Below are 14,088 nucleotides of genomic sequence, written 5' to 3' on the forward strand. Positions count from 1 at the left end.
GGGTTTAAGCAGGGTTAAGGAAGGGGATGGGTGGCAAACCACTCCACCAGATAATCCAACATCGCCCTAAGTGTCCCGGGCATCTGCCGCCTGGAAGTATAGATGCCATAAATACCCATTGCTTGCGGTTGATAATCTGGCAATAACTTTATTAACTCGCCACGGGCGATATGGGGTGCGGCTGAGTAGCTGGGTTGTAAGGTAATCCCGGCGCCCTCTAATGCTCCACTTAGCAAAACAACCGATTCATTAGCGCTCAAGTTTCCCCCCACGGCGACAGAGGATTGCACTCCTTGCTGGTCAAAATGCCATAAACTTTTGCCGAAATAAGAGTAAGTCAGGCAATTGTGTACTGCCAGATCTGAGGGCGTTTTCGGAGTGCCTTTCGCTAACAAATAGGCAGGAGCCGCACACACCACGGAATGACAGGTAGCTAGTGGCCTGGCTATCAGGTTGGGGTCTAACTCATTGGTAATGCGCAGTGCCAGATCAATACGTTCTTCCACCAAATTGACGGCCCGATTATTCATCTGTAAATCAACGGCAACCTGTGGATAGCGCCGCAAATACTCGGTGACGGCAATCACCAGTGCGCTTTGCCCAAGAGACTGAGAACAACTGATCCGCAACAAACCGCGCAATTCGTCATTTTCCTGCCCCTCGATCAAATCCATATCTTGCGCAAATTCAAGCATGCGGCGACAGCGTTCGAGGGTCGCTTCCCCTGCATGAGTCAGGCTTAATTTGCGAGTGGTTCGATGCAATAAACGCGCCCCTGCCCACTGTTCCATCTGAGCCAGATAGCGCGTGACCATCGCCCGCGACATCTCCAACGCATCAGCTGCGCCAATCATACTGCCGCGCTCAACAATGGCGACAAAGACCTCTGCCGCGGTGACTCTATCCATGATTAGCTCGATTTAAGCAACAAACAATTGTCCATTGTCAGGTTTTTCTGTCGATTAATGCAATCTATTCTTTAGCCCCTACCCCAGTCACTCTCAGGAAAATAACCATGTTTACTAAAACGCTATTCAATATGGCCTTTGTCGGCCTGACAACGTTAGCTGCTGTATCAACGGCTAACGCAGCTGAACAGTTAAAAATGGAAGTCTACAATCCCGGGGAAAAAAGTATCTTCCCGGTATCGTCAGAAATTATTAGCGGTAAAAACGAAATTGTTTTAATTGATGCGCAATTTCAGCGTAATGATGCCGAAACCTTGGTAAAGAAAATCCAGCAAAGTGGTAAAAAATTAACCACGATATATATCAGCCAGGCAGATCCGGATTTCTATTTCGGGCTGGATGTCATCACCAGCGCATTCCCACAAGCCAAGGTAATAGCAACAGCGGAAACTATTGCAGAAATTAAAGCCACCAAAGAGGGGAAAATAGCCTATTGGGGCCCAATATTAAAAGAAAATGCCCCCACTCGCGTCATTGTGCCAGCAGAACTGCAAGGCAACAGTTTTACTATTGATGGACAAAGAATTGAGATTAAAGGCTTGGATGGCCCATCGCCTGAAAAAACATTTGTCTGGATCCCTGCATTAAAAGCCGTGGTGGGTGGAGTGGCTGTTTCCGGTAATATTCATTTATGGGCCGCAGATAGCCAAACACCAGAATCACGCCAGCACTGGCTGACAACACTGGAAAAAATTAAAACCTTAAAACCCATCACCGTGGTTCCTGGGCATTTTATGGATAATGCGCCACAAACATTGGCTTCAGTCACCTTCACTCAACATTATTTAACCACCTTGAATACAGAGATCCCCAAAGCCAAAAACTCTGCTGAACTGATTGCAGCCATGAAAAAACATTATCCAGATTTGAAAGACGAATCCAGCCTTGAATTAAGCGCAAAAGTGCTGAAAAATGAAATGAAGTGGCCGCTATAAAAACCAATAAAATAGATTAATACTTATTATCCGATCAGGAAGAAATTGAGGTAAATACAATGGCCAGTACAAAATTGCACTACATTTTCGACCCACTATGTGGTTGGTGTTATGGCGCAGCACCACTGATAGATGCGGCTCAAGGTATTCCTGACTTGGCACTCATATTACATGGTGGCGGTATGATGTCCGGGCCTAATCGCCGACAAATAGACAGCCAATGGCGTAGTTATGTCATGCCGCATGACCAACGAATTGCCAAATTAACCGGACAAACGTTTGGTGACAGTTACTTTAATCAATTATTGAATGATACCTCGGCGATAATGGACTCCACACCCCCTATTGCTGCAATTTTGGCGGCAGAAGAACTGGCGGGATGTGGTGTTGCAATGCTCCATCGTATCCAGCAAGCACATTATATTGAAGGCCGCCGTATCGCCGATAACCCAGTATTAAATGAACTGGCTACCAATATTGGTCTTGAATGCTCAGCATTTATCACCGCTTTTAATGCCGCCCTGGCTATATCCAGCCAACATATTGCTGAAAGTCGAGTTTTATTAGCAAAAGTACATGGACAGGGTTTTCCAACATGGGTTTTGGAAGATAAACGGGGAGAAATGACTATTTTGCCAGCAAGTGAGTATTATGGTAATCCATCTGGCTGGGCTACACTGTTAAAAAATTCCATCGCAAAATAACCTGTCACCTAAAATTCACCGCAACCTCCTCATCCATAAGTTGAGGAGGTCATACAATAACAGTGAAACAAAAACTGACCACAAAAATCGAGTATGAACATGCACTGCTACCTAACCCGGAAACTCATCATCTATTTACACGAGTCAATAGCCGCAAATTATTAACCGGATGCCCCTGAGATTGCTCCATCAAAAGAGTATTTTCATTAATTTTATAGAAAACGGGATGGCTTACCGCATAAGGTGTATTTAAAAAATCATACAGATAGCTGTCATCATCATTCACCATTGATAAATAACTAACCTTTCCAATAAAAATGTTATCACCAACATCTAAAACATTAAAAACAATATTTCTCCTGGCTCTAATTAGATTATCATCATCATAAACATCTGCAGACGAACTTATTTCTCTATTGAGAATGCTAACTCTTGAAAAAACGTGATAATTTTTATCTGACTTATTAAAATCATAGTTAATCTCCCAATACCCTTCAATATTATTCATTGGATGAACATAAAAATAGACTCGCCCAATACCGAGTCCGAATGCTATCCCCAGGCAAATTGCAAAACCTAAGTATTGAGCTATTTTTTTTCGCATGTTAACCCTCCGTGTTGATATTTACAAAGGGTATACTCACCATTCTTCTGTTTTTTTAAATAAACATAAGGGTCTTTATTGTAAACAGACAGAAAATCTTTATCCTGAACTTTATCTAAATTAACCAATACGGGTAGTTTTTTAACATCTAAAATCCTTATTTGGTAGAAGCAAGATGTAATTTTAAATGAAGAAAACAGGAAAATAAAAAACACTAGTGCTATAACAAATTTATCAATAAATCGAACAGATGTTGATACCGCTATGATAGATTCATTTTCTAGATTATCTTTAACATACTCATGGGAAGGCAATGTATTATCTAAAGAATTATTTGAAATAAAGTTTGGTTTAATAGCAATACAATATCCTTTCTTAGGTATCGTTATCACTAACTCATGTGCCTTATCATCTAGTGCATTACGTAAATTACTGATGGTTTGCGTTAGCGTATTATCAGTCACATAACTCCCTACCCATATTTCTTTCTCAATCATTTCGCGAGAAAGGCAATCTGGATAATGACTACACAGCAAAGATAATAATTCAGACTCTTTATTTCTTAATTTCACAACACTGCCATTTTTATTAACCATTCTTTGTTGTGGGATAAAAACAATGCTTCCAATAATTATTTCATTCATTTAACTTCTCACACTTAGAGAATATTATCACAATAAATTATCAGAAATAACATCATCCAGCCTTAGTCACAAGGCATGAAAAAAATCAAAAATCATAGAATTTATTAAAACCTAATAATAGATATTAAAAATCATCATAACCAGATGGGTGTCTATCAATAAAAATCGATTAGCAACAAAAACAACCACCACACTGAGTTTGTTTATAAGATATAATCAATAACATAGTCAATTCAAATATTAACTTTCCTTTCGCATTCCATATATCCACTTAAGTTAATAAGCACATCTTAAATAGTTATCATGTAATATAGAAGAGATCATAGGGACAATATGAAAACAATAAAAAAAACAACGATAGTATTATTTTTATTGCCAATAATATTCGGGTGTCAACTAAAAAATAAAACTCATTTTATAGAAAAAAGCACAATAAATAAAATTACCGCATTAACATCTAGCATCCATTTTCTAAAAGAAGAATGTAATAACGAAGGGCTACCAAGTGAAGCAGAGACAATTAGCGCCGCTCTGAGAATGATGGGGCAAAACAAGTCAGATATCTCTACAGAATTTCACATAGAAATATCAAGCATGGCCAAAATAAGATACGCAGAGATAAAATCAGACATCTTAGAAAATGACATTAAATGTCGTGAACTTGAAAACCTCCTCTCCAACTTCATTATCAAAATAAATAATTAACTTCCTCACCAAAAAACAGATAAATTACTCCAGCCAAAGCAATATATGGGCCAAAGGCTATATACTTTAATCTTTTATTTAAACAGTAATAAATAACAATATAAGAAACAACCCCAAAACAGGAAGATAACAAAACCAAAAACGGTATTGCAGTAACACCGAACCAAGCGCCTAACATAGCCATCAGCTTGAAATCACCATGCCCCATGCCAACAATCCCTTTAAAAAACTTAAATGTCCAATATGGAAACCATAAAAAAATATAACCAACAACTGCACCGAGCACAGATAAATGTAAGGGAGAAAACACATCATTAATATTAACAAGCAGACCAACCCATAATAGCGGGAGGGTAATATTATCAGGAAGTAGATAACAATCAAGGTCGATGAAAGTTAACACAATCAAAGACCAAATGAGCAATAGACTGGCGGCTATTATAAAATAATCTTGATAAGTAACACCAACAGCAAGAGTTAAAATAGCTGTCAATATCTCAACAATGATGTAGCGGGAATTTATTTTTTTCCCACAACACTGGCTAATGCCACGTAAAAAAAACCAACCGAAGAGTGGTATGTTATATTTTAATGGTAAAGGATGAAAGCAACTCGGACAAAATGACTTAGGAAAACACAAATTAAATCCAGATTTAAATAAGCAATGTTCTGTAATACTATAGCTCACTTTACTTGTTGATACTGCTCTAGAAATAGAAAGCATAATGGGAAGACGATAGATAATAACATTTAGAAAACTACCGATGCAAAACCCAAATACAACATAAAACAAAACACTAATAAATTCAGATAGTTCGAACATAATTTTATTATATACCTTGTGATGGCAGTATGGTTATCTCAGCAGAAACATAATCCTGCTCTTGATTGAAGTGTATATTTACATTGCTGATCACAATAGTCTCATCGTTACACAATATAAATATCACATCCAAAAACCTAATTAACTCAATAGATTCTACTTTAACAAAAACAACATCCTGCGCTAAGAATAAAATCTCCGAATTAACATCATACTCATTAAAAACAATCATCAATCCATTAACAATACTTTCCTTGGGATCACTGTGTGAAACAGGGGTATGCTTCAATGTTAATTTTTCTGCTATAGAGGAATGATGTGTTATTTTTGTTTTCAACTCATCATATTCCTTAATTAATAAATTACTTTCCAATGAAAATAGGATAGAAAAACATGTAAGTAAAAACATTAAAAATATAAGAAAACATTTAAACCAATTATAGTAAAAAAACCTTAAAATTGAATTTTCAATACTCATAATTGATGTTGAAACACGATATTGTAAGTATCATCATCATGATAACTTTTAGTCATACTTAAACCGGCCATTTTTAAATCTATCTGATCAAATTCAGAGTCAGTAACATTACTGTTAGTGATATCTAAATTATAAATAAGCGTTCTATTTTTATTGTCAAATCTGATACTGTTTATTGCAGAATTGATATTTACCATAGCTGTATTAGAGTCATGCAGATACATAATAAAATTATATCTGTCTGTAAGTGGGTAGCCATTATCATTCTGACTGTATGAATCATACTGTTCTACTGATGGGAATTTTGCATAAAAACCTCGCGATAATTCATTTAATATATTAATGTCATTCTCAATTTCATACTTGTTAAATAGAGAGTTAATAAAAACAACAACAAACAATAATAATAAAATGCTAATTCTTGTAAAAGAAAAATAATTGTCAGCCACTCGTTTTCTATAACGATAATACCTTCCACACAAAAGATTAACATCACTATCATTGACATTATTAGCCATAATGCGTAATGCATCGCAAGACTGCCCTCGCTGCAAATTTTCAGGTTGACTATTAGTACAAATAAATACATCTTCTGAAAGAAGATGTGACTTAGTTAATAATAGTTTTTCTACAATGGTATCCTTAACTAAGAAACCTGAAAAATAATTATTTCTTATCAAATATTCATTGTTTAATTTTACTGACGTCCATTGCCCATTACTGAAGGGTAAAGTTAACACATCCGGGATAATCACCGTGGTGGATATACCTGCATCTTTTAGCCACCCCAACCAGAGTTGCATGAATTTATGTTCAACTGCAGCAACATAACAGCAATCACTATCCGTTTTTAAAATAATAGTGTGAAAATAATCTATATTACTCACAATCGTTTTTTCAAAAGAAAACCTAAGACTCTTTAAATTATTTATTTTTTTATTGCCTTGTAATTTAATTCGTCTGTAAATAATCTGGCTGGTACAAACCAATATTTTCACATCACTATTAAATAACATGGGGATATCTATTAACTCTGAAGGATTATTTAACCTGCCAAACTGTTCATTCTTTCCATCATTTGATGTCAAATGCCAATATATAATATCAGTCATATGACAACCAAACCTAATGACCAATGTTGCCTGAGAGGTGATTTTACTTGATAGGATATTCACCGATGCTAAACCTCCTGTCTAACAAGGTAATTTTTTTGTTTTTTATATAAAAATGACTCTTCAACTGATGACTGATATATTTATCTGAAACTTTAAAGGTTGATAAAAAATGATATTCATCATGAGAAAAACTTAACATTTCCAAATTAATTATTTTAAGTACATCGTCAATATCGATAGTTGTGTCATTCATGATTGATTCAAAGAAGTGCGTAACACTACTCCAACCATTTTCAGGTTTGGATAATATAATTTTAGTAATATCTACTTCATTAAGTACATGTAAAAAAATGGCTTGTATTAGCTTTGTATGTCTCGCCTCTAACATATTCACATTAATTAATAATTTATCATCATTTCTAGAACAAAATATAGGTGATGTATTGAAAAAAAATTCATCAATTTTCAGTAGGGTTTCAAAAAAATAACCCACAAGTAACTCTTGTTTTATTTTAATTATAAGTTCAATATCATCATGATCAGATTCATGGTTAGTTTTAAAGAAGAATTCCGAGTCCATTATTATTTCATTTAGATATGATGAAGGTCTATTTTCCAGTTGAAGAATATTTTTTAAAACCCACCAAGGATAAGCTTTATTTTTCGCATTTTCTTTGGATGATGAATATTGAAGAGTATTAATATTAAAGCAATTCCCTATTTCAATTAATTCCACATCAATGTTTTTTCTATTTATAATTATATTTTCAGATTGATTAATCATGAAATTATCATTTGAGACTGTTTTTATCATGTCATTAAAAAAAAACCTCTCTGCCGCTAATAACAACCATTTATTTTCTTTTTCTTTTTTTTCCTTTTCAGTTAAATAATACATTTCAACCCAATAATCAGATGAGATCGTCACCATTACACTCATCAACAAAAGAACACATAGAACTAAAAGTAGAGCAATACCACGCTGTTCCACTTACTCTTATCCTATTAATTGGTACTGTTTAATAAAATAATCACTCGCCTAATAGTACCTATGCCCTCTAATTCAAGAGTAAACTCAACAGCCTTAGGCAAGTAGAGCTTATTATTCCATTTTTTTATCCATATACCATCGTGAAATATTCGTATATGGAATGCGGTAACCCCCGCTAGAATTTTTGAGGCTCTTGGTATGCTTTCAGTTAAGTTATATCTCAATATTTCCAACTGCTTATTTTTTAATCTAAAGCCAACTATTTCTACTTGAGCATGATATACAATATTTGTTTCACTATTAAAGAGTAAATAAATACCATAGTCATCACTATCCAATAAGTGTTTGTCTATTTTAAAGTTACTATCTAATGGGCTTACCGCAAATAAATTAGTGGGCATTACAGCATGGGATATATTATCCTCCATAATATTAATTGCCCTTTGCAGTTGGCTATTCTTCCTTGTTTTTTTGCTAACTATATCACTTCCTTTAATAACTATCATGAGAGATTGATAAATAGTCATACTCATTAAGGTAAAAACAATGGCTGATAGTAATATCTCCAACAGTGTATAACCGCAATCTAAGCGTTTACTCATAAATAAGCTGGTATCCATCTAATATAAACTCAGGTTCTTGGCTATTTACTTGGCTACTCACCTCAACTGTAATAACATTCATGACTTCACTCTCAGTTTTTATTTTTCTTGATTGCCAATACCATAGTTTATTCATCATCAACTCACGTCCCTTTTCCCAATTTTCAGTTTGTTCTATTCTAGCCATTTTAATTTCCGCTAAAATATTATCTGCGACCCAAGATGCCATGATCTTATCCTCTAAAGATTTAGACCACATTAATTGTGTACTGATGATCTTTACCATATTAATACCTACAATGGTGAAAATGGCCATTGCTACCATAACTTCTAATAATGAAAAACCTGAATAACTGTGCCATGCTGAGTAGTTATGGCTATCTTTATGCTTACTCAGCATTATCTACTTTATCCTCCACTAATAATGCTATCCAGTTACCTATATCATCATCAGTACCTACTTCTCTATCTGGCCCAGCTGAAAAAATATCAATTTCTTCATATCTGCCAGGGTTGGTCATCTGGTATGTATTATTCCAGGGATCTCTCGGTAGTCTGCGGATATAACCATTAGGTGGATAACTTCGTGGTATTGGTAACTCTATTGGTTTGACAATGAGAGCGTCGATACCTTGTGCTTCTGTTGGGTAATAACCATTATCTAGCTTATACATATCCAATGCATTTTCTATAGCAACAATATCACTTAGCGTTTTTTGTTGATCTGCCCTATTTTTATTAGCCATCAGGCTAGGGATTGTTAAACTAGCAAGAAGTCCTAATATTATGATAATCACCATTATTTCTAGTAATGTAAAACCACCCATTTTTACTTTTCCCATAAAACCCCTTAGATAAAATCACAAAATTAAATTATTCATTTCCAATATTGGTTGAAATATTGACAAAACAATAAAAAAAACAAACCCAGCCATGAAAATCATTATTACTGGTTCTAGAAGAGTTATAAAAATATCCATATACCCAATCAACTCCTGCTCTTGAATATCTGTTATTTTCTCCAAAAAAACATCCAACTGGCCACTACGCTCACCTGATGAAATCATATGTAATATCATAGGAGAGAATACTCGACTATCAGATAAAGACGATGAGAAACTTCCTCCCTCACTCACTAACCTTATTGAGTCAGTTAATTGTTTTTTTATATATCCATTAGTTAAAACCGTACTGCTTACTTTCATTGATTGTATTATCTCAACCCCATTAGAGTTTAAAATAGCCATCATCCTTAGATAGCGGGAGATATTTATCTTAGTAATTACTTGACCTAATACAGGTATTTTTAAATAGTTACGCTCAATAAATATCTTTATCATTTTTATTTTTGACATTAGGTTAGCCACAATAAATAGCATTATTAATGTAATCAATATTAATAATAGGTTATCTTTAAGCCAATAACTGACAGTCATAAGAGTTCGAGTTGATAAAGGCAGTGCTTTTTCATGAAAAGAAAACTGCTCAATTATGTTAGGTATTACAAAAGATAAAAGTATAATAATTACACTTATAGAAACAAATACTAAGAAACAAGGGTAAATTAATGTTTGAATTATTTTATTTCTTATCATGTACGTTTTTTCAATATGCTCAGCAAGCTTGGATAGCACCAGGTCTAAGTGGCCAGATACTTCCCCAGCAGCAATCATAGAACGATATAATTCATTGAAAACAGCTGGAAAAAGAGAAAGTGAATCAGAAAGTGAATATCCTTCAATTACTTTACTTCTTATCTCATGAATAATATTGTGAATATTACTTTTTATATGTTGTTTTTCAACTATCTCCAATACTTCATCTAATGGTATTGCTGCATTGACTAAAATCGACATTTGTCTGGTTATCAGAACAAGTTCTAACTTCTTTATTCCTGTGGAAAACTTGCTAATTATACTTATTTTATTTATCCGTTTTACCGTTACATCTAATAAGAAAAGATCTTTTTGGTAAAGAATATGTCTGGCTGCTAATATATTATCCGCTTCTACAGTCCCTTTTATCTTCTGTCCTTTAGGGTTTAAAAAAGTATACTTATATACAGGCATGTTTATCTTCTAAGTTTATTCGCTTCACTTCTTCTATTGTTGTTAAACCCAAAATAACCTTATCTATACCATCCTGGTCAATGTTGTATATATCTCCCTTAGCAAGTTTAATTAAATCACCTTCACTCCTTCCTTTATAAATACCTTCTCGCATACTGTTGTTTATAATCAGTAATTCATGTAATGCTATTCTCCCTCGGTAACCGGTTGTATTACATTTATCACAACCTACTGCTCTGTATCCATATCTATTCAAAGGAATTTGATAATTAATGCACATCTCTCGTAATACTTCTGATGTAGCTGAATATGCCAGTCGGCATTCAATACATAATCGACGAACTAAACGTTGTGATAAAACAGCCAGTAGTGAACTTGAAAGCATAAAGGGTTCAACCCCCATATCTTTAAGCCTGGTTACCGCGCCAATAGCGCTATTTGCATGTAATGTTGATAAGACCAGGTGCCCGGTCAAAGAAGCTTGCACTGCAATTTGAGCAGTTTCTACATCTCGGATCTCGCCAATAAGAATAACATCAGGATCTTGTCGTAGTATCGCTCTCAGGCTACGTGCAAACGTCATATCAATTTTTGAGTTTACTTGTGTCTGTGAAATCCCATCGATATCAAATTCAATCGGATCTTCAACCGTCATAATATTTTTTTTATGTACGTCTATACCCATTAAAGCAGCATAGAGCGTGGTGCTTTTTCCCGCGCCCGTTGGGCCGACAACCAAGACAATGCCATGAGGTCTATGTACTAACGCCGTCATTGCATTACAATTATTTTGGGACATTCCTAAAGAGCGCAAATCGAGTTTTAGGCTACTTTTATCCAGTAACCGCATAACTACACGTTCGCCATGATTTACGGGTAATACCGAGACCCGGACGTCTAAAGCTCTCCCGGCTAAATTCAATGCAATTCGCCCATCCTGTGGGATCCTTTTCTCTGCAATATCTAATTTAGCCATGATTTTAATCCTGGAAACTAATAATAATGCCACCTTGTGATTCAACTCTAATATATTTTTTAATATTCCATCAATACGAAATCTTATAATTGTTTTTTTATCGAAAGATTCCACATGGATATCTGAAGCCAGTTCCTTAATGGCCTCAGCTAATATTGTATTTATTAACTTTATTACTGGTGCTTCATTATCTGTATCCAGTAAATCTTCACTAATAGAAAGTTCACCACTAAATGCATAAACCGCTATTTCATCACTTATACTATTTATTATTTTATGTGACTGTATCGAACTGTTCTGATATACAAATACGAGATTATTGTCAAATTCATCATCATTAACAAAACTCAGTATCTGAGGCCGATTACCAACTCTATTACCTTCAAGTATTGCTTCAAGAGAGGCTGAATTTCGGCAGATAAGTTGATAGCCATTGTCAGTGGACAATAAAATAACACCGTTATCTCTTGACCAGGTAAATGTCAGTGGCAGGACATCATTTTCACTCGGTGTCATATTTTAACCCTACCATTTGATAAAACTCTAAAATATCATTTTTAACAAAATTAAAATGATTATCATTGTTTTTATCTGAGATGAAATCAATCGGTATATTTTCATTACCATCAGAGTTATTTACATTATTATATTCTGAATATTTATTCGTTGTAACTTGTGTGTAATCACTCGTCTCTCTCAATATTGTTGGTTTAATAAATAATATAAGATTGCTTTTCTCCATCCTCTCTTTGCTCTGCCTAAATAAAGCTCCAATCAGAGGAATATCACCAAGAAATGGAACTTTGTTTATTGTTTTATTTATTTTTTTATCTAATAACCCTCCGACAACAACTGTTTCTCCACTTTTTACCAGAACTGCATTATTAACAACTCTTTTATTAAAAACAGAACCTAAATTATGGGTATTAATGTCAGAGTTGTCCGCAATACTCGATACCTCTTGTCTGATCTCAAGTAAGACTGAATCCCCTTTATTTATCTGTGGCTTAACTTTCAACATGACGCCAACGGATTGTCTTGAAATTGAGTTGTATACTTTATCGGTTGCTGTTGTTTGCGTGGATGTCAGCACTGGAACCTCCTGACCTACATTAAATTCAGCTTCCATGTTATCTAATGTGACAATACTTGGAGTTGCAAGGATATTATTATTTGAGTTAGTGGCTAATGCGGTAAATAAACCATCCCAATTCCCTTTATAAAAACCGGCTGTTAATCCGGTAATCAGCATTGGCACTGGATTTTCACTACTTTTGTTATCTTTGATACTGTCCGGTTTTGGTAGAAAATTAACTCCGCCATAAAATTTATTGGCCCACTGAATGCCTAGATTTAGTCCCTCTCCATTTTGAGTTTCAACTATAATTGCTTCGACTAATACTTGGGCACGCCTAACATCTAATTTTTCAATCACCTTTTCTAATTCTTTCATTATTTTTGGCACGGCTGTAATAACTAATGAATTTGTCTGTTCATGGGCCTTGATAGAAACATTCTCTTCACTTATTTTCCCTGCTGATTTTTTATTTTTATCATAATAAAATCCATGACTCACTCCATTTAAAACATCTAATAGTTTAGTTGCCTTTGCATACTTCATATAAATGACTTTTGTATTACCATAATTATCCTGTGGTTTATCAAGTTCTCTTATCATTTGAATGGCTTTCTTTCTTATATGGCCATCGCCACTCACTAATACTGAATTCGTCCTATCATCAGCAATAATTTTCCCTGTATTGAATGATTCTTGTCTATTATCTGCTCCTGAATTTAGTATCTGATTGACGAGTTTTGTAATATCAGATGCAGCCGCATAATTCAATTTATAGAGTTCGGCATCTGATTCTCCTGGCAGGTCGATCTCGTTAATAATTGCATGTAAACGATTAACTACAGCAGCACGCCCCGTGATCAATATCGTATTAGAAGGTTCGTAATGAATAACATTCCCTGATTCAGAATTATCATTTAATTGTCGTAATAATGGAGCTAAGTTTTTAGCAGATATATTTTTAAGTTTGAATATTCGATTAACTAACTCATCACCTTGCGTTTCAACTGAGTCTTTTAATATAGAAACAGCTGAACTTTTTGCCCGTTTTGATGGTATGACCTTTAAAATATCATTGGGCATTTCAATGACCGCATAACCATAGACATCCAGGACATTCAAAAAAAATTGGTAATATTTATCTTCATCTAATAATTCATAACTACGGGTGCTCACCAAACCTTTAACTTTTGGGTCTATAATTATAGTCTTGTTAATATTTTTACTGACCGTGTTAATAAATTCTTTGATATCAGCATCTCTGAAGGATACCGAGAAATTAGCACTATTAACTACCGAGCACATTATCATCAATAATGTTATTAAAATATATTTATACGTGCATTTAAGAAATAAAAAGTAAGATAAACTCAGTTGAATATTATGATACATAAAAACC

General features: G+C 34.6%; 16 protein-coding genes. 3 read left to right on the top strand and 13 right to left on the bottom strand.

The window, feature by feature from the left end:
* Nucleotides 1-14: 14 nt before the first annotated feature.
* Nucleotides 15-908: a LysR family transcriptional regulator gene (locus YROHD0001_RS02910; RefSeq protein WP_004716168.1), complete on the bottom strand. Its 894-nt coding sequence runs from the start codon at nucleotides 906-908 to the stop codon at nucleotides 15-17.
* A gap of 107 nt (nucleotides 909-1,015) precedes the next feature.
* Between YROHD0001_RS02910 and YROHD0001_RS02905 the strand changes: the two genes are divergently transcribed.
* Together YROHD0001_RS02905 and YROHD0001_RS02900 are read left to right on the top strand one after the other, a co-directional pair.
* Complete coding sequence (locus tag YROHD0001_RS02905; protein WP_004716169.1) at nucleotides 1,016-1,903, top strand: MBL fold metallo-hydrolase; 888 nt, start codon at nucleotides 1,016-1,018, stop codon at nucleotides 1,901-1,903.
* A gap of 59 nt (nucleotides 1,904-1,962) precedes the next feature.
* A complete protein-coding gene (locus tag YROHD0001_RS02900) occupies nucleotides 1,963-2,607 on the top strand; it encodes a DsbA family protein (RefSeq protein ID WP_004716170.1) in 645 nt (214 codons plus the stop codon).
* Nucleotides 2,608-2,734: 127 nt separating this feature from the next.
* Here YROHD0001_RS02900 and YROHD0001_RS0118545 read toward each other — a convergent pair whose 3' ends face one another.
* Together YROHD0001_RS0118545 and YROHD0001_RS02895 are read right to left on the bottom strand one after the other, a co-directional pair.
* Nucleotides 2,735-3,211 (bottom strand): hypothetical protein, encoded by a 477-nt coding sequence (locus YROHD0001_RS0118545; RefSeq protein WP_032817898.1) that lies wholly within the window; start codon nucleotides 3,209-3,211, stop codon nucleotides 2,735-2,737.
* Complete coding sequence (locus YROHD0001_RS02895; RefSeq protein WP_004716172.1) at nucleotides 3,196-3,855, bottom strand: winged helix-turn-helix domain-containing protein; 660 nt, start codon at nucleotides 3,853-3,855, stop codon at nucleotides 3,196-3,198. Before YROHD0001_RS02895 ends, YROHD0001_RS0118545 begins: the two co-directional genes overlap by 16 nt.
* A gap of 333 nt (nucleotides 3,856-4,188) precedes the next feature.
* On the opposite strand from YROHD0001_RS02895, the gene YROHD0001_RS0118550 reads away from it, so the two are divergent.
* On the top strand, nucleotides 4,189-4,560 hold the full coding sequence (locus YROHD0001_RS0118550) for a hypothetical protein (protein WP_032817902.1): 372 nt from the start codon (nucleotides 4,189-4,191) through the stop codon (nucleotides 4,558-4,560).
* On the opposite strand, the gene YROHD0001_RS02890 is transcribed toward YROHD0001_RS0118550, so the two are convergent.
* The 10 genes from YROHD0001_RS02890 to gspD form a co-directional block, all read right to left on the bottom strand.
* On the bottom strand, nucleotides 4,544-5,383 hold the full coding sequence (locus tag YROHD0001_RS02890) for a prepilin peptidase (protein WP_004716173.1): 840 nt from the start codon (nucleotides 5,381-5,383) through the stop codon (nucleotides 4,544-4,546). The genes YROHD0001_RS0118550 and YROHD0001_RS02890 overlap by 17 nt on opposite strands.
* Before the next feature lie 7 nt (nucleotides 5,384-5,390).
* On the bottom strand, nucleotides 5,391-5,720 hold the full coding sequence (locus tag YROHD0001_RS0118555; RefSeq protein ID WP_144404252.1) for a hypothetical protein: 330 nt from the start codon (nucleotides 5,718-5,720) through the stop codon (nucleotides 5,391-5,393).
* Between the two features lie 137 nt (nucleotides 5,721-5,857).
* Nucleotides 5,858-7,036 (bottom strand): type II secretion system protein GspL, encoded by a 1,179-nt coding sequence (gspL, locus tag YROHD0001_RS02885; RefSeq protein WP_032817905.1) that lies wholly within the window; start codon nucleotides 7,034-7,036, stop codon nucleotides 5,858-5,860.
* The gene (locus YROHD0001_RS02880) at nucleotides 7,017-7,967 is read right to left on the bottom strand and encodes a hypothetical protein (RefSeq protein ID WP_032817907.1); all 951 of its coding nucleotides are present in this window, start codon (nucleotides 7,965-7,967) and stop codon (nucleotides 7,017-7,019) included. The genes gspL and YROHD0001_RS02880 overlap by 20 nt, the downstream gene beginning before the upstream one ends.
* A gap of 14 nt (nucleotides 7,968-7,981) precedes the next feature.
* Entirely contained in the window at nucleotides 7,982-8,569 is a 588-nt protein-coding gene (gene gspJ / locus YROHD0001_RS02875; protein WP_032817909.1) for a type II secretion system minor pseudopilin GspJ, read from the bottom strand.
* Nucleotides 8,562-8,969 (bottom strand): type II secretion system minor pseudopilin GspI, encoded by a 408-nt coding sequence (gspI, locus tag YROHD0001_RS02870; RefSeq protein ID WP_071817901.1) that lies wholly within the window; start codon nucleotides 8,967-8,969, stop codon nucleotides 8,562-8,564. The genes gspJ and gspI overlap by 8 nt, the downstream gene beginning before the upstream one ends.
* Nucleotides 8,959-9,411 carry a type II secretion system major pseudopilin GspG gene (gene gspG, locus YROHD0001_RS0118560; RefSeq protein WP_032817912.1) on the bottom strand — a complete coding sequence of 151 codons (453 nt, stop codon included), beginning with the start codon at nucleotides 9,409-9,411 and terminating at the stop codon, nucleotides 8,959-8,961. The genes gspI and gspG overlap by 11 nt, the downstream gene beginning before the upstream one ends.
* Nucleotides 9,412-9,429: 18 nt before the next feature.
* The gene (locus tag YROHD0001_RS02865) at nucleotides 9,430-10,638 is read right to left on the bottom strand and encodes a type II secretion system F family protein (protein ID WP_032817914.1); all 1,209 of its coding nucleotides are present in this window, start codon (nucleotides 10,636-10,638) and stop codon (nucleotides 9,430-9,432) included.
* Nucleotides 10,625-12,130 carry a GspE/PulE family protein gene (locus tag YROHD0001_RS02860; protein ID WP_032817916.1) on the bottom strand — a complete coding sequence of 502 codons (1,506 nt, stop codon included), beginning with the start codon at nucleotides 12,128-12,130 and terminating at the stop codon, nucleotides 10,625-10,627. Before YROHD0001_RS02860 ends, YROHD0001_RS02865 begins: the two co-directional genes overlap by 14 nt.
* Entirely contained in the window at nucleotides 12,117-14,081 is a 1,965-nt protein-coding gene (gene gspD / locus YROHD0001_RS02855; RefSeq protein WP_032817919.1) for a type II secretion system secretin GspD, read from the bottom strand. The genes YROHD0001_RS02860 and gspD overlap by 14 nt, the downstream gene beginning before the upstream one ends.
* Nucleotides 14,082-14,088 lie beyond the last annotated feature (7 nt).

Origin of the sequence: Yersinia rohdei ATCC 43380, assembly GCF_000173775.1 — a bacterium.
Lineage (GTDB): Bacteria > Pseudomonadota > Gammaproteobacteria > Enterobacterales > Enterobacteriaceae > Yersinia > Yersinia rohdei.